Source organism: Sphingomonas sp. 7/4-4 (genome assembly GCF_027941955.1).
GTDB lineage: Bacteria > Pseudomonadota > Alphaproteobacteria > Sphingomonadales > Sphingomonadaceae > Sphingomonas.
This window is the reverse complement of the sequence record NZ_CP115960.1, coordinates 176384-192723: the sequence shown is the minus strand read 5'-3', so window position 1 is coordinate 192723 and position 16340 is coordinate 176384. Positions and strand designations below refer to the sequence as shown.

General features: G+C 61.8%; 17 protein-coding genes and 1 pseudogene. 10 read left to right on the top strand and 8 right to left on the bottom strand.

Translation table 11 applies throughout. From position 1 onward, the window contains the following. Positions 1–53: 53 nt before the first annotated feature. Positions 54–191, bottom strand: coding sequence for a hypothetical protein (locus PIB19_RS01050; protein WP_271239324.1), 138 nt, complete (start codon positions 189–191; stop codon positions 54–56). 80 nt (positions 192–271) lie between these two features. Between PIB19_RS01050 and PIB19_RS01045 the strand changes: the two genes are divergently transcribed. Then, on the top strand, positions 272–1939 hold the full coding sequence (locus PIB19_RS01045; protein WP_271239323.1) for a methyl-accepting chemotaxis protein: 1668 nt from the start codon (positions 272–274) through the stop codon (positions 1937–1939). A 97-nt stretch (positions 1940–2036) separates the two neighbouring features. Further along, positions 2037–3070: pseudogene (locus PIB19_RS01040) on the top strand (DUF2332 domain-containing protein). A gap of 234 nt (positions 3071–3304) precedes the next feature. Here PIB19_RS01040 and PIB19_RS01030 read toward each other — a convergent pair. Further along, positions 3305–3625, bottom strand: a complete 321-nt coding sequence (locus PIB19_RS01030; RefSeq protein ID WP_271239320.1) for a TrbC/VirB2 family protein — start codon at positions 3623–3625, stop codon at positions 3305–3307. A 606-nt stretch (positions 3626–4231) separates the two neighbouring features. Between PIB19_RS01030 and PIB19_RS01025 the strand changes: the two genes are divergently transcribed. From PIB19_RS01025 to PIB19_RS01005, 5 genes are all read left to right on the top strand, one after another. Next, complete coding sequence (locus PIB19_RS01025) at positions 4232–4516, top strand: Ig-like domain-containing protein (protein ID WP_271239319.1); 285 nt, start codon at positions 4232–4234, stop codon at positions 4514–4516. 228 nt (positions 4517–4744) lie between these two features. Beyond that, a complete protein-coding gene (locus PIB19_RS01020) occupies positions 4745–6421 on the top strand; it encodes a DUF6531 domain-containing protein (protein WP_271239318.1) in 1677 nt (558 codons plus the stop codon). Positions 6422–6440: 19 nt separating this feature from the next. Then, the gene (locus PIB19_RS01015; protein ID WP_271239317.1) at positions 6441–9032 is read left to right on the top strand and encodes an RHS repeat domain-containing protein; all 2592 of its coding nucleotides are present in this window, start codon (positions 6441–6443) and stop codon (positions 9030–9032) included. Positions 9033–9097: 65 nt separating this feature from the next. Continuing rightward, positions 9098–9262: a hypothetical protein gene (locus PIB19_RS01010; protein WP_271239316.1), complete on the top strand. Its 165-nt coding sequence runs from the start codon at positions 9098–9100 to the stop codon at positions 9260–9262. Between the two features lie 766 nt (positions 9263–10028). Further along, on the top strand, positions 10029–10931 hold the full coding sequence (locus tag PIB19_RS01005) for a hypothetical protein (RefSeq protein WP_271239315.1): 903 nt from the start codon (positions 10029–10031) through the stop codon (positions 10929–10931). Positions 10932–11011: 80 nt separating this feature from the next. Here PIB19_RS01005 and PIB19_RS23425 read toward each other — a convergent pair whose 3' ends face one another. Then, entirely contained in the window at positions 11012–11278 is a 267-nt protein-coding gene (locus tag PIB19_RS23425) for a DUF3761 domain-containing protein (RefSeq protein ID WP_443018671.1), read from the bottom strand. Positions 11279–11288: 10 nt separating this feature from the next. Beyond that, positions 11289–11471 carry a hypothetical protein gene (locus tag PIB19_RS01000; protein ID WP_271239314.1) on the bottom strand — a complete coding sequence of 61 codons (183 nt, stop codon included), beginning with the start codon at positions 11469–11471 and terminating at the stop codon, positions 11289–11291. Between the two features lie 141 nt (positions 11472–11612). On the opposite strand from PIB19_RS01000, the gene PIB19_RS00995 reads away from it, so the two are divergent. Together PIB19_RS00995 and PIB19_RS00990 are read left to right on the top strand one after the other, a co-directional pair. After that, positions 11613–11816: a hypothetical protein gene (locus PIB19_RS00995; RefSeq protein WP_271239313.1), complete on the top strand. Its 204-nt coding sequence runs from the start codon at positions 11613–11615 to the stop codon at positions 11814–11816. Positions 11817–12428: 612 nt separating this feature from the next. Beyond that, a complete protein-coding gene (locus tag PIB19_RS00990; protein WP_271239312.1) occupies positions 12429–12932 on the top strand; it encodes a carboxymuconolactone decarboxylase family protein in 504 nt (167 codons plus the stop codon). A gap of 133 nt (positions 12933–13065) precedes the next feature. Here the strand turns inward: PIB19_RS00990 and poxB are convergent, their stop codons facing one another. Together poxB and PIB19_RS00980 are read right to left on the bottom strand one after the other, a co-directional pair. Further along, positions 13066–14787, bottom strand: a complete 1722-nt coding sequence (poxB, locus tag PIB19_RS00985) for a ubiquinone-dependent pyruvate dehydrogenase (protein WP_271239311.1) — start codon at positions 14785–14787, stop codon at positions 13066–13068. Positions 14788–15123: 336 nt separating this feature from the next. Beyond that, positions 15124–15354 carry a hypothetical protein gene (locus tag PIB19_RS00980; RefSeq protein ID WP_271239310.1) on the bottom strand — a complete coding sequence of 77 codons (231 nt, stop codon included), beginning with the start codon at positions 15352–15354 and terminating at the stop codon, positions 15124–15126. Positions 15355–15398: 44 nt separating this feature from the next. Here PIB19_RS00980 and PIB19_RS00975 point away from each other — a divergent pair, with 44 nt between their 5' ends. After that, a complete protein-coding gene (locus PIB19_RS00975; RefSeq protein ID WP_271239309.1) occupies positions 15399–15602 on the top strand; it encodes a hypothetical protein in 204 nt (67 codons plus the stop codon). On the opposite strand, the gene PIB19_RS23420 is transcribed toward PIB19_RS00975, so the two are convergent. Both PIB19_RS23420 and PIB19_RS00970 read right to left on the bottom strand, forming a co-directional pair. Beyond that, entirely contained in the window at positions 15580–15717 is a 138-nt protein-coding gene (locus tag PIB19_RS23420; RefSeq protein ID WP_443018670.1) for a JAB domain-containing protein, read from the bottom strand. The two genes, PIB19_RS00975 and PIB19_RS23420, sit on opposite strands and share 23 nt — an antisense overlap. Further along, a complete protein-coding gene (locus PIB19_RS00970) occupies positions 15714–16340 on the bottom strand; it encodes a JAB domain-containing protein (RefSeq protein ID WP_271239308.1) in 627 nt (208 codons plus the stop codon). The genes PIB19_RS23420 and PIB19_RS00970 overlap by 4 nt, the downstream gene beginning before the upstream one ends.

The window sequence follows — 16340 nt, the reverse complement described above, 5'->3', positions numbered from 1 at the left end:
TCCGGGGCGGGCCAGGAAAACCGGCGCATTCGGGTCGATCTGTTCGGGTCGATCTATAATGCAAAGAGAAACGAAAGAGCAAAAGTGGCTAACATGCTGAAATCGATGAAAATCCCGAGGAAGCTGGGTCTGTCGTTCCTGACGGTCTGCGCGACGGCGGCGATCGTGATGCTGGTGTTCTTCACCAGCATTTCGTCGATCTCGCAGTGCGACCGACCACAACAATCTCAGTCAGTCGATCCACGCCAGGGCGCAGGCGCTGGAAACCGCCTTGTTGCGGCAGAACAGTCAGATGCGGGGCTTCCTCGTCACCGGGGACGAGAGCTACCTCAAATCGTATAATGAGGGGCGCGACGATTACGACAAGGCTTCGGCCGAGCTCGAGGAGATCCTGGTCGATCCGAAGCAGGAAGAGGCGCTGCTCAAATCGCGCGCGGAAACCCTCGCATGGCGCAAGGACTGGGGCGACCGGCTGATCGAGAAGGTCAAGGCCGGGCAGCGCGACGCGGCGGAAGCCGAAGTGCGCGCCGCCGGCAAGGCCGTGCTGACCAGCGCCGCGGTGCTGCCGCTGCGCGAGATCAAGGACACCCAGACCAAGCTGATCGAAGAAAATGGCGCGAGTCAGGAGACTGCGATCAAGACGGCGTTGTTCGTGCTGGCGATCGGCGCGGTTGCGCTGATCGGCATCGCGATCGGGCTGGCGATGCTGCTCACCCGGATGATCGCGCGGCCGGTGAGCGGGCTCACCCGGACGATGGCCGATCTCGCCGCGGGCAAGAACGACATCGCCGTGCCCGATACCGATCGCGGCGACGAACTGGGCGACATGGCGCGCGCGGTTCTGGTGTTCCGTGACGCTGCGGTGGCCAAGCAAGCCGCCGAGACCGCCAATGCGCGCGCCGAGGCTGAGCAGAAGATGGTGGTCGAGACGGTGTCGGCGCAGCTCTCCGAGCTCGCCAACGGCAATCTCACCGCCGAGATCACGCGCGACTTCCCGGGCGATTATGCGGCAGTGAAGACCAACTTCAACGCCGCGGTGTCCGAGCTGCGCAGCCTGATCGGCACCGTGATGCAGAGCGCCTCGACGATCCGCGACGGTTCGAACGAGATCGCCCAGGCGTCCGAAGACCTCGCGCGGCGCACCGAGGCCAATGCCGCGAGCCTCGAGGAGACGTCGGCTGCGGTGACCCAGATGGACGGTCGCCTCAAGCAGACCGCCGCCGCCGCCGGCCGCACGGTCGAGCGCGCCGACGGGACGATCGTGACTGTCTCCGCCGGCCGTTCGACCGCCGACGAGGCGATGCAGGCGATGACGCGCGTGGCCGAGAGCGCCAAGGGCATCGACAGCGTCATCGAGGGGCTCGACAAGATCGCCTTCCAGACTCGCGTGCTGGCGATGAACGCCGCTGTGGAAGCAGGCCGTGCGGGCGAAGCGGGCCGCGGGTTCGCAGTGGTGGCCGATCTCGTCTCGGCATTGGCGATGCGGGCCGAAGAAGAAGCGGGCCGTGCGCGCGATCAGCTGACCGCTACCCAGACCGACATCGTCGCGGCGGTGGAGATGGTGCAGAAGGTCGATACGGCGCTGGCCGACATTTCGGGCGATGTGGGCGAGGTCCACAAATTGCTCGGCGAGATGGCCACCGACAATCAGGCCCAGTCGACTGCGATCAGCGAGATCTCGATCGCGATCGGGACGATGGACCAGTCGACTCAACAGAATGCCGCGATGGTCGAGGAAACCTCGGCGGCTGCGCGCAACCTGTCGGGCGAAGTCGCTGCGCTCAGCGAGCAGGCGGCACGGTTCAACGTCGGATCGCCGAGGAGCGGAGCGCGCAAGGCGTCGTCGATCCATTTCGACGGCCCGGTCAAGCCGCTGCCCGCTGCGGCCGTCTCCGCGCTGACCCGCGCGAACGGCCATGACGACTGGCAGTCGTTCTGAGGACCCGGGCGGCCGCGTCTCCTGACCGGGCGCGGCCGCTCATCCTTGCCAGACCTGATCTCTCGCCGGGCCGGTGCCCGGCGCGCCCCGGAGGAATATGAACGACCATCTTGCGACCCGGGGAGAATTTGCGCGCCAGGCGGACATCGCCCGCACTCTCGGTTCGCCCTTCGTCGCGAAGATACTCGAAGCCGGCGAACGCCATCTCGGCCGGGCGCCGCGCACCGCCGCGCTGATCCGGTCGTGGCCCGGCGATCCTTCCGCGGCGGCGCTGGCGATGCGCTTCAATGCCGCGATCCACGCGCTCGCCCGGCGGGGGCGTCCGCGGCGTCTGGAATCGCTCTACCGGCGCCAGCATGACGATTTCGACGGGGCGATCGCGGCGGCGATGGCGTCCGAGGATGCGTTCATCGCGCACTGGATGCAGCAGCCGCCCCAGACCAACGAAGTCAATCGCGCCGCGGCGATCCTGTCGGCGCTGATGGTGGCGGGCGACAGGTTCGGGCTGCCCTTCGAACTGCTCGAACTGGGATCGAGCGCGGGGCTCAACCTCAATCTCGTGCTCTACGCTTATGATCTGGGCGGGCTGGCGGCGGGCGCGGCGGACTCGCCGGTGCGGATCGCGCCGACATGGTACGGGGCGCAGCCGCCCAGAGCAGCGATCGAAGTGATCACGGCGCAGGGCGTAGATCTACACCCGCTCGACGCCGCCGACGAAGCGACGCGTGACCGCTTGCTCTCGTTCGTCTTCGCCGATCAGCCGCTGCGGGCCGAACGGCTGCGCCACGCGCTCGACCTCGCGCAGCGCCACAAGCCGCGGATCACGCGCGCCGATGCAGTGTCGTGGCTTGCCGAGCAGCTGGCCGAGCCGCAGGCGGCGGGCGCTGCCGCGCGGTGTTCCATTCGATGGTGCTGCAATATCTGGAAGCCGCCGACCGCAAGGTCGCGACCGACCTGATCGCCGCCGCCGGCGCGCGCGCCACCAGGGAGCGGCCGCTGGCATGGATCAGCTTCGAATGGACGCCGGATCGCAGTGAGGTCCAGCTCTGGCTGACCTGCTGGCCCGGCGGCGAGGCGCGGCTGCTGGCGACATGCCACCCTTATGGCGCGTGGATCGACTGGCGGGGGTGAACGGGGCGGCGCCGTCCCATTCAAAAATGCGTCATCCCCGCGAAGCGGGATCCAGAGCCAGGCAGGGCATCGCTTTGGCCCCGGGGGCCTGGCGGTGCGAACCTTTGCGTCGGTGAGCAATGTCGGTCTCCTGAAAAGTACCACGATTTTCCGACCGCGCGTACCACGCTGAAGTACCCGGATTTGCCGAAACGGGGCCGGACGGATACGGACGGCCGTGGCCGAGCTGATCGGCTAAGCATCTGTTTTCAGGAGGAAAAAGTCGATCCCGGGTAGCCCGGTACGGACCCCTGTGGAGGAGTCCTTGGCGGTGGAGGGAGTCGAGCGCGAAACCCTCTCCGCCCCGAACAGGATGAAACATCCCAATATGACGGTGGCAGCGCGTCTCAAGTCCACCCGGCCAGTGAGCGCCATGAACCCAATGCCGGCGACAGAGATGACGGCGACGGTCGTCGCGATCGTGCCAAGCAACGTTCCTTCTAGCCAGTGAATGGACGCGACGAGGACGCTCGAACCAGTCGGTTCGATGAGCGAGGAGCCGTAGGACCACGCCATGGTCGAAACCTGACGCACAGCTGTGAAGATTGGCGAATCCAGCACCGGTCCACCATGCGCACGGGCCCGCCGCCGGGCACAGAGAGAGTTCGTACTTAGTCGCTCGATAACCATCCAATAAAATGTTGCGCATAAGCGTGACTTGCGCTCACATCCTCCAAGAACGAAAATCGATTCGCCACGGGGCTCGCAGGCGAAATTCACGATAGCGATTGAATTCGGTTTCTTACGGCGGCCGCATACCCGCTCGTTTGGGGGACATCTAAAATGAATCTGCGGCCTTCGGCGCGCCGAACTTTCCTGCGCGCCTGCTGGATGACCGGGTCTGCGCTCGGCGCACTGGTCGCCACGTCGAGCCATGCCCGCGCACAGGAGTCTACCAGCTATTCCTATGATGCCCTGGGGCGTCTGGTGAGCACGAGCACGAGCGGCGGGCCAAACACCGGCTTTGTGACGGGGACCTGCTTCGACGCCGCGGGGAACCGTGCGCAGTATGTCGTGGGAGCGGCCGGTGCACCCTGCACGACGCCCGCGCCCTCTCCGACGCCTACGCCTACTCCTACCCCGACTCCCACCCCAACGCCGACAAACACGCCCCCTGTTGCGGTGGCAGACAGCACGTCCTTCCACTGCGCGGCCTACAAGACTTTGAATGTGCTCTCCAACGACTATGATCCGGACGGCAACACGCCGCTCTCGCTGGTCGGCGTCACCGCTTCCAACCCATCGATGTGGGTCGACATCGCAGACTCCACTTCGATCCAGATGGCTGCCAGCCTCCCGGGATCTTACACCGTTAACTACACGATTTCAGACAGTCTGGGGGCGACCGCCGTGGGCAGCGTCAGCGTTACCGTGACAGGTAACTCAAATGTCTGTGTGCAGGTCTAGCTATTTCACAGCTTCCAGTTCCGGCTGCGCCATAGGCAGCTCGGGATCGGCTTCTAAGGAACACTGACGGTGATCGTAGGCAGTTCAACGGCAACCTGGCTCACCTTGGCCCACCTCCGTATGTGGAAAGCGGTCGGGCGTCGTCTCCGGGTCTCGCGGCGGTCTCCGTGCTCACCCGCAACACGTCGAGAACACCGCGCGATGCAATATTCTGAGAAGGGGAAATCGATGTTCCGGATTTCGCGCCGGGCTGCGTTCGCAGCGCTGGCCATAACGGTCGCGGCTGGTTTCACGGCATCCGCGGAAGCGCAGTCGACGCTCACCCCGCCCAAAGTGATTACGGCGAGCCCCACTGGCATAAACATGGTCGACGGCACTTTCACTACGTCGGCGACCGATCTTTCGATCGGGGCGCTGACGCTGGAGCGATCGTATCTCGGCGGGCCGGAGACTTCCTCAAAGCGGTTCGGCCCAAATTGGACGCACAATTACGACATCTGGATCACATGGCGGAACGCCTCAATGACGCACGAAGCGACTACGACGGTGATCATCGGCCGGGAGAAATATGTCTATTATGGATTGCCGGCCTCAGCCGTTCCGCAAAGTGACGAGGAAGATACCAGCCTGCAAGTGGTTAGCGGAAACTACGTATTCACCAACAGAAATGGCGTGGTTTACACTATTAATGGCACAAGCCGAGATGTTAACATCAGGCATCCAAACGGACTGAATGTTGATGTCGTTCGCTTGAACGGACTTCCCAAGCTGGTAACCGCAAACGATGGCTCCGCGCTGGTTTTCGATTACAGCGGCACCTCCGTAAGCGCCGCCTGCGCTTTCAACTTATCTCAGAACTACGTATCTACTTCAACGACTTGTGCAACGGCGGCGTTGAAAACTACCTATCAGTATACGAGCGGAAATCTGACAGAGGCTACCGACGTGCGGGGCAATACGGCTCATTATAACTATGGGACGTATGGGTCGCAAAAAATAACATGCCTGACCGACCCCGGGACAACCACATGCAAAATAAATAACTACTACGTCTCTGGTCGTAATAATGTCGAGCATCAGGTGCTTGCCGACGGATCGAACTGGTATTTCTATTGCAGCTGCTCAGGAACCGGAGGCAGGAGCGATGGGGATATCGATTTCCCCGATGATAATTCATCATGGACCGACCCCGCAGGAAACTCGGTTTCATTCGATTATCACGGCTATGTTCTGGTATCCTTCACAGATCAACGGGGGCTGCAATATCTGCCGACCTATTTCGGCCGGTATCTAACCAGCGTTACTTCGCCCGAGGGCAACAAGGCCGTGATCGGCTCACGAGACGATAGATTTCCATATTATATCTTTTATCCAAAGCCTAACTCCGGGCTGACGACCATTACGCAGGGAGCGCAGACCTTTCCCGCGCAGCCCTGCGCCAGCAGCGCAACTTGCTATCTTCCGTTGACCATCAGCGATGCGAAAGGGAATGTTACTGACTTCGCCTATGACCAGACGCATGGTGGAGTCTTGTCGACGATGGGGCCCGCCCCTGCGGCTGGGTCTGCTCGACCGCTAAAGCTGAATACCTATGTTCAGAAATATGCCTACATCCTGAACTCGGGCGGGTCGCTGACGCAAGCATCGTCTCCGATCTGGCTGCTAGCCACCGAGACGCAGTGCCAGACGGCCGCAGGTTCGAACGCCGCAACATGCGACCCGGCGGCACCGATCACGGTGACCAGCTATGAATATGGCGCGGATGGCACCGCCGATAACCTGCGGCCGCGCGGCGTGGTGGTGAGCTCGGGCGGAGTGAGCCTGCGCACCTGCTACGGCTATAACTGGAAAGGCAACAAGATCTGGGTGACCAGCCCGCGGGCTGGCCTGTCGGTGTGTCAATGAGCGGCTTGGGGGAACGGCCATGAAGAAGACTGTCGCAGGGCTGCTGTGCCTGGTCGCCATCGTGCTTCCTTCGGCGGCGCTCGCCCAGGCCTCGCCTTCGGATTTCACCAGCGCTACCCGCTATGATCTTCAAGGTCGTGTGACGGGTACGATCGCGCCAGATCCCGATGGCGCCGGACAGTTGCACCACCTCATAACACGCAACACCTATGATGCGGCGGGAAGACTGATCCGTACGGAAAAAGGCGAACTCGCCGCCTGGCAGTCCGAGGCTGTGCTGCCTGAGAACTGGGCCGGACTGACGATATTCAGCCAGGTCGACACGACGTACGACGCAATGGGCCGCAAGGTGATCGAGCAGGTCTGGGCCTCGGGCGTAAACTACGCCGTGACGCAGTACAGCTACGATACTGTAGGCCGGTTGGAATGCACCACGGTGCGAATGAACCCGGCGGCGTTCGGCGCCCTGCCGGCGAGCGCCTGCACATTGGGGACGCAAGGGAGCCAGGGCCCGGACCGGATCACGAAGAACATCTATGACGCCGCTGGCCAACTCGTGCAGGTGCGTAAGGCTGTCGGGACGAGCCTCGAGCAAGCATACGTCACCTACGGCTACACGCTCAACGGCAAGCAGGAGTTTGCCGTCGACGCCAACGGCAACAAGGCGCAGCTGGTCTATGACGGCCATGATCGCCAGGTGCAGTGGCAATTCCCGTCCAATGCAGCACCGAGTGGGTACAATCCCTCGACGGCCGCCACGGCGCTGGCCACGGCGGGCGCGGTCAACACCAATGATCGCGAGGAATATGACTATGACGCCAACGGCAGTCGCACGAGCCTGAGAAAGCGCGACGGGCGGACCTTCACCTACACCTACGACGCACTGAACCGGATGACGACGAAGATCGTGCCGGACGCATGCGTGGCTGGCTATGCCTGTACCAATGTGCCGGCATGGGCGACCCGAGATGTCTACTACAGCTATGACCTTCGCGGGCTGCAGACCGCGGCCCGATTCGACAGCGCCAGCGGCTCAGACGGTGTGATGAGCAGCTATGATGGTTTCGGCCGGCTGACCGCCAGCACGACCATCATGGGCGGTGGCATCACCAATCGAACGCTGGGCTACCAATATGACGCGAACGGCAATCGCACGCGCATCACGCACCCGGACGGCACATACTTCCGTTACGACTTTGACGGTTTGAACCGGCCGACGGACGTGTATGAGAATGGCACCTATCAGCGTGCCCATTCGGACTGGGACAATCAGGGCCGCCGCTGGGGAGAGTGGCGAGGCGCCATCTTCTCTTCCTACGGCTATGATCCGATTTCTCGACTGAATGGCACGGGGAGCGATCTGGCGGGCACCGCCTACGATCTCACGACCACGTTCGGCTATAATCCCGCAAACCAGATCACCAACCGGACGCGCTCCAACGCCGCCTACAGCTTCACCGGTTATGTGAACGTCGACCGCAGCTACGCGGCAAACGGGCTCAACCAGTACAATTCGGCCGGCGGGGTGAGCTTCGCCTACGATGCCAACGGCAACCTGACCAGCAGCGGCGGCACGAGCTATACCTATGACGCCGAGAACCGGCTGATCCTGACATCGACCGGTGTCCAGATCGTGTACGACGCCCTGGGCAGAATCATTCAAACAACGAGCCCTTCCACTACCCCCACGCGCTTCCTCTACGACGGCGACCAGCTGGTCGAGGAATTCGACGCTTCCGGAACGGTGCTGCGCCGCTACGTGCATGGCTCCAGTGAAGACGATCCGCTGCTCTGGTACGAGGGCGCCGGCCTGACCGGCCTTCGCAGCCTGCAGGTCGATCATCAGGGATCCGTGGCCTCGGTCGCTGATGGCAGCGGCAACGTAATCGGGGTCAACAGCTACGACGAATACGGCATCCCCGCCGCAACCAACATCGGCCGCTTCCAGTACACCGGCCAGGCCTGGATCCCCGAGCTCGGCATGTACTATTACAAGGCGCGGATATACTCGCCGACACTGGGGCGCTTCCTGCAGACCGATCCGATCGGGTATGAGGATCAGGTCAATCTGTACACTTATGTCGCAAACGATCCGCTGAATCGTACCGATCCCACGGGTCTGCAGGATCGCTTGGAAATGCAGATGCGCCAGGATGACGAGGCTCTGCTTAGTGGTCGAATGACAGAACAAGAATATCGTGAAAGGCAGCAAGCGAGAGGGTTTGGTGGCCTTGCCGGGGCCGCCATCGTGGGGGCTGTCGTATATGGTCCTGAAATTGTTGTGGTCGCTTCCGCAACCGCGTCAAGGCAGGGTTTCTTTTCTCGCGTCTGGAGTGGAATAAAGCGCCTTTTTGGAGGGAGTAAAGCAGAACAAAGTGTTCCTCGAACAACTCGCGATGGCTCTCCGGGAGTAAGAGTCACTCGCGAAGATGGGTCCGTGGTCGACATTACAAAGGACCGGGTCAAGGAATATGTCCCTAATGATCATCCCAATGCGCCTCCCGGTTCGATGCAAAAGGTGAAATTTGAGGACTCCCTTCCGGGTTCCAAAGGTTATAAGCGTGCGCCTACGCCGGAAGAGTTGAAACGCCTTGAGGACCCAACAAGATGATTGTGACCGCGACGATAAGTATCAAACATGACGATACATTTGGAGTATCGATCATATGCTCTGACGTGGAAGAGGCTGATCAATTAGAGGATTATTTAGTTGAAGTCGGAGTGGAGGAAATTTCGATAAAATTCACAGATGGTGGGGTAGAAATTTTTACTCCTAGGCTAAATTTTGATCGCATCAGAGAATTAATAGATGATTTTATCAAATCAGATAGTTCTGAGTAACACGCCATAATAAGGATGAGACTATCCAGTTTCACGCCGTCGATCCATGCTCGCGCAGATGCTTCATCGTCACGAGCGCGGACGTTGAGTGACCCCAAGACGACTTAGTTCCGGGTTGCGCCATTCGACCAACTTCGCCGCACCTTGAAGGGCCAACGGAGCGCCAGCCAATATACCTAGGCTATAAATCGTATCCAACGAATACAGCGCGGACGGTATTCGAAAAATCTACGAGATGCGGCCCGTACAGCTCAAAGATCGCCATCAGATCTGAGCTGTCTCTTGTTCCCGGATAATAGGTCGCGCGCACGGCTTCGTGAGAAAGCTTCTCCGCTATGTATGACAGCGACGAAAACGCGTCGGCCACCTGATGACCATTGTCCAGGAAAGCAGTCCAATTCGATCGGGCGGGATAAATACATACCGTCGCCGCCCCAACACTTATCAGCGATATTATGTGCCGAATTGTTGTTTCTAAACTACCTTTGGCACTTATCCCATCGATAGAAACTCACGTTTGTCCTGTATAGGCCCTTGCCATGATATAAAGTCCGCCGCTCGCGCGGGACTGTAGCATATGAATCCAATTGTATCCGCAATCGGGGTGGGTGGTCATGCCGATCGCCCCGTACGGCAGTTAGCCCTAGCTATTCGGTGACGCCAAGGTCGCGTTGGCCTCTGCATGGCGCCAAACGGTCCAACGTCCGCTATCGGGAGAATTCTTAAGGCAGCTGAATGACCGAAATTGGGCGCGAAGCAGTCGGGGATGGACGCGCTCTCGCGCGCGTTATACGAAATAAGCTGCTTGGGGCGGACGGACGTCACCTTCGACGTCAACGATGCCGACATGGCGATTGGGGGATCTGAAATGGCCGACAACAAGCCCTCGGAAGAGATCGATGTCACCAAGGCTTGGCGTGCGACGCAGGGTCAGGCGTCAGCGGCCAAGCGCCTTCGCATTTTCGCCGCGCTCTCGTGGATCGTCGCCATCGGCGGTGAGATCGCCGGCATCGTCCTGCTTCGGCAAGGCAAATTCGACCACGGAAACCTCCCACTTCTGATTGGGATACTGATCGGGATCGCGATCTTCGCGATTGCCGGAAGCCTGCTGTGGAAAGCGGCTAACAAGCAAGATCCCGCGAGCGAGGCCGACAAGGCAAAGTTCTTCTTCCAGAATCAGCTCGGCGCGATCATCACGCTGATCGCCTTCCTGCCGCTGATTGTCCTGATCTTCATGGACAAGGACATGGATCCCAAGAACAAGAAGATCGCCGGCGGCGTCGGCGCTGTACTGGCTGTGCTCGCCACCCTCGTCGGCGTCAGCTTCAAGCCGCCCTCGGTCGAGCAATATACGCAGGACATGAATAATTGCGCCGCCCAGATCAAGGCAGGTCAGCCCACTACCGCTTGTTCACCTGAGGTCGCAGAGCAAGCGAAGGAAATTGCCCGAGACTCGAGCGCGGTAACCGACGCGACGAAGAGCGTTGCAAATCCGAGCGGTCAGAATGTCGTGTACTGGATCGCTCCGGACGGCGGCGCCAAAAATCTGCCGATCCCCACGTCTTCCACCTTTGCGCAGCTGTCAGTCCGCTGCGCGGCAAGACGGTGCATCAAGGCTCCGTGGCCGACGCCTATGCGGAAAACGCCACTCGCATCACGAAGCAATTGACGATGGAACAGAAGCAGTGCGGCTTCACCAGTTCGAACTAGGGCACTTCCGGATCTCTCGTCCATCGCAAGTCTGAATTCCTACAGCCAACGAGCAACACCCCCGTGGTGCGAGCAGGTTCCGCGTCTGCTTTCGCTGAAGCTCCAGGAACCGTCGCGACACTGAGCGCTCGCGCCCGCCGGAGCGCGGATGGCCTGAACGGGACGCCGGACGCGATGGCCGCTCTTCGCGGTGTAATATCCCGAGTTTTCGCCATAGCTATGATGGCTGGATCGATGATGTTGTGCCTCGGATATCGTCGGTGCCGCTGCCGCAACCAACGCCAGGGCCGCAAAGAACCATTTCATGGCCTCCCCTTCAATTTTTAGACCGTATCTCTCCGATCTTCGTCAGGATCGCGGTCCATACAATAAGCGCGGCCTGATCGTGATTTTCACGTGCTTCGGTAATCTTGAGCTCTGCTTTTTCTTCAGCGGCGTGACCATGGGTAGATATAAGCATGTTAGCCACGCTCCAGTATTCCCATGGAGCAACAGCCATATCAACGTTCCATCAATAGACGATCCAGGAATTGGTATTAAACGCACGCGCGACCAAGATGACAATCTTTTCATGATCCCGAGGGTTGCCCCTCATGCTGACAAGCGCAATCATCTCCTCCTCACAATGAGGAGCAGGATTATGATCAAGTCGCTCACCATAGCCGTTGCGGCTCTCGCGATGCTCGGCACTTCGGTGCCGTCCCTCGCAGCGAACCCGCCGTGCAGGGACAAGTCGGGCAAGTTCATCAAATGTCCGCCCAAGGCCACCGCCAAGCCGGTCCGGTGCAAGGACGCCAAGGGCAAGTTCACCAAATGCGGTACCCCGGGAGCCAAGCCGGCCTGACTGGATTGTGAGGGCGGCCCCTCTTGCCGCCCTCATTCGCCTTCCCTCGCGGGTGGCGGCCTACCCATTCCAGAAGACGGAGACCCAGCCAGGCGCAGTCCATCGCCCGGATCGGACAAATACCGCAGCGAGCCGGCGGCCAAGCGTCAAGTGCATCCGACATCTGGAGGAACGGCCTTATCGAATACTCATCCGCGGCGCGAATGGCTGACGGAACTATGACGTACGCACCTATCTGGGTTCAACGCGGAAGGCCGGCTAGACTATGACTATCGCGATATTGAAGCGCAGAAGCGGTCGGTCGCAGAGTGGACGGCTGACGGCGGTCGGGTGCTCCTGTAGACTGTCATACGCATGATGGGTGTCTTGGTTGCCGCGGGCGGGGCGATCGAGCGTCTCGGCGTGGGTAACCTCGCCTGCAACGCGATGCTCAATCTGTGCCGGCAAGGCCGACATGACCCCGCCATATGAATGCTGCATCGCACCATAGGCTGGGTAAGATAACCGTTGGGCCGGCCTACAGCCCTTCCCCGCTTGTCGAAGGAATCCAGATGCGTCTCCCCCGATCTCGCCCGCGGACCTTACCCCTGAGCAGAAGCCCTCTACGAGGACATGCGACAAGGGATTGCCGGCCACTTCAATGCCTTCAAGGTCGAGCGGGAGGATGGCGCCTTGATGGGCCCCTGGAACCCCTGGCTGCACGAGCCGGCGATCGGCAAGGCGATCTGGGACTTGACCCTGGCCATGACCGCCAACGCCGTGCTGCCGGACAATGCCCGACAGATCGCCATCCTGGTGGTGGGTGCCCATTATGACGCCGCCTATGAGATCTACGCCCACATCGCGGTGGCCGAACGCGAGGGCATGCCGGCCGAGCGCCTGGCCACCCTGGTCGCCGGCCTCAAGCCTAACGACCTGGCCCCGGAGGAGAGCGTCGCCTTCGACGTCGCCTATGCGCTCAGCGGCGGCGGCGTCCTGCCCGAGCCGCTCTATGCCCTGGCGGTCAGGACCTTCGGTCAGCACGGCGCCAACGAACTGATCTATCTGGTCGGCCTCTATGCCCTAGTGTCGGTCACCCTCAACGGTTTCAACGTGCCGGTTCCGGAACGTGAATAGCCCTGTGCGCAAGGCAGCCGCCCCCGCGGGAAAGGCTGAAGCCCAGCGCGATCGTCTTCCAGAGCGTGGCCCTGCTGCAAGGTGGCGGCGCGTGGGGCACCTTATCAGGCCGGGGTGTACGGGGCCTTGCTCGTCAGCGGCCGAGGTTGACCCTGGCCAGATCGATCAGTTCGGCCGCGCGCCCGTCGAGTACCGCTTTCAGCGCGAAAAGGCCGAACTTGTGGGCCTGGTCCAGCGTCGTCTTCGGCGGCATGACCAGTTCCTGACGCGCGCTGACCACGTCGATCAGCGCGGGTCCGTCATGAGCGAACGCTTCCGAGATGCCCGCCTGCAAATCCTGCGCGCGCTCGACCCGGACGCCCTTGATGCCCATCGCCTGCGCCATGGCCGCGAAGTTCGGATTGGCGAGATCGACGGCAGTGTCGAGAAAGCCGCTGGCCTTCATCTCCATCTCGACGAAACCGAGCGTGCCGTTGTTCAGCACGACGACCTTCACCGGCAGCCCCAGCTGCGACAGGCTGATGAAGTCGCCCATCATCATCGAAAACCCGCCATCACCCGAGAGCGACACGACCTGGCGGCCGGGAAATGCCGCCTGCGCGCCGATCGCCTGCAACATCGCATTGGCCATCGACCCGTGGTTGAACGAGCCCAGTAACCGGCGCCGGCCGCCCAATCGCAGGTAGCGGGCCGCCCACACCGTGGGCGTGCCGACGTCGCAGGTGAAGATCGCGTCCGGCGACGCCAGCTCGCTGACGACGCGGGTAACCTGCTGGGGATGGATCTGGCTGCTCTTGTCCGGGATCGCCGCCAGTTGATCCAGGCCCTCGCGCGCTTTGGCGTAATGCGCCAGGGCTGCATCGAGGAAGCGTCGATCGGTCCTGGAAGTCAGCCGCGGCAACAGTGCCCGCAGGGTCTCGCCGACATCGCCCAGCAGACCCAGCGCGATCCGGTGGCGGTTGCCCAGCGCCTCGGGGCTGATGTCGATCTGCACCACCTTCGCCTTGTCGGGATAGAATTGCCGGTAGGGAAAGCCCGAGCCGAGGATCACCAGCGTGTCGCAGTCCTTCATCGCCGCATAGCCGGAGGAAAAGCCGATAAAGCCGGTCATGCCGACGTCATAGGGATTGTCATGCTCGATCGATTCCTTGCCGCGCAGGGCATGGACGATCGGCGCCTTCAGGGTGTCGGCCAGCGCCAGCACCTCGTCGCGCGCCTCCGCACAGCCGATGCCGCAAAGCAGGGTCACGCGCCTCGATTCGTTCAGCAGGGTGGCGAGCGTGGCGATTTCGCTCGCCGGCGGGATCAGGCGTGCGGCTGCCGGCGCAATCCAGATCGGGGGTTTCGCGTCGAGCGGCTCCAGCGCGACATCGCCCGAGATGACGACGACGGCCACGCCCCGCCGCGCGATCGCCACCCGCATGGCCCGCTCCAGCACCTGCGGCAGCATCGCTGCATGCGAGACCAGCTCGACATAATGGCTGCAGTCGCGAAACAGGCTCTCGGGATGGGTGGCCTGGAAATAATCGATGCCGATCTCGCTGCTGGGAATGTGGGCGGCAATGGCAAGGACCGGCGCTCCGCTGCGCTGGGCGTCGAACAGTCCGTTGATCAGGTGCAGATTGCCCGGGCCGCAGCTTCCCGCGCACACTGCGAGCGCGCCGGTCAGCTGCGCTTCGGCGCCGGCAGCGAAAGCCGCAGCCTCTTCGTGGCGGACATGCGTCCACTCAATCCGGCCGCGCGCGCGCAGCGCATCGGTGAAGCCATTGAGTGAGTCGCCCGCCACGCCGTAGACGCGCTTGACGCCGGCCGCTTCGAGGGTTTCGGCGATGAAGTGAGCGGCGGTGCGAGCCATCGAGGTCCCCCAGTCCTGGAGCAAAGCGACATCAGCGTCCGGCCCAGCCTGCGACGCGTCGCCAGCCTTGCCTGTCAATTCGGGCGCTGTCTTGCAAGCGTTCGCCGCTTTGTGATGAAGCGTGGCCGTCGGCCGAACCAGCCACTACAACACACCATGCCGTGCGGTACGCAGAGCGCGTGGACACTGGACATGAAGACAATGTCGTCCAACCCAACGGCATCGATGGTCCGGTCCATGGGCATAGTCCTCGATGGCCCCGGGCGGTGCCACGAACACTGTTTAATGCGGAAGCCTCATCGAGAGGGCGACTTGATTGCTATTGTTACCTGGCAGTCAGAGGAGACCCTGCGTCCGGTGGGTAACGACCGGCTGAAACCAGGCCTCTAGCGGGTCGTCACATTCCAGCGGGTCGGGCTCGAGGTCCAGGTCCCCATCCCTTGCGTCCAGTGTATCGATGATGCGCTCGACCAGAGCTTCCAGCACCGTTGTCGGCAAGGCTGGAAGTAGCGCAATCGTTTCCTCAAATGGGCTGCGCCAGTTCTCGGTCAGAGCGGCATGCTTCATTAGCAAAGCTTCGCTAAGGGACGCTGTGGAGGCACAGGAGCGATATGGACAGCGAAGAAGCGAGGATGCTCGCCAGGGTAAGAGACCTTGCCGCCGAGGCAATGCTGCTCTGCGAAGAGTTGCATGCACCCGCGGCGGCCAACCACATGCAGCTCGGCCTTGATCTGCTCGAGCAGCGCGTACACCCGCACCGGTTCCACATCCTGCCTGAGGATCTTCCTCATTTCACAGCAACCCCAAGGCTCTGAAGCTGCTGCATCCGGATCGCGTCACGATGACGTGGTCCGCCACTGCGATTTCGACGGCCTTCGCGCCCTGCTGGATACGACGCGTAATCTCGATGTCCGCGCGGCTGGGGGTCATCCCCCGGATGGATGATTATGCACCAGGATCAGCGCCGAGGCGCCTGCCTCGAGACCTCGAACGATTACGTCCCGGACACTCAGCTCGGCTGAGTCGACGCCGCCTTGCGAGACAAGATCGTCACGGATCAGTCGCTGGCGACCATCGAGCAGGAGCAGACGGACCTGTTCACGCGACTCCATTCCCAGCGACAGGTGTAGGTAATCGAACGCGCAGCTCGGGTTCGCCAGGCTTATGCGCTCGTCAAGGTCGCGCCGCTGCATCCAGAAGGTGGCCCGTCGAACGGCACGCATGATCCGGACGGCCCTCAGGTCTCCGCAGGCGCGCATCTGTGCGATCGCCGGGGCAGAGAGGGCCGCTTTCAGTGACCCGAAATGGCCAATAATCGTTCGCGCGGCGGCTGCGTGGTCGACGCCTTCGAGACCCTGAAGAAGCTGCCCTAGGATCTCTTCGCAAAGTCGCGACGGGTGCGGCGACACTGCCATATGCCCCATATCAGCGCGAGCAAGGTCGGCCAGCCCGAGGCGCCCTCCATCAACCCGTAGGCGAGCCGCGACATTTCCGGCCGTATCAGCTTCGCCAGATGCCCCAGCACGGCGACCGCGTGAAAGCTGGTCGCCCAT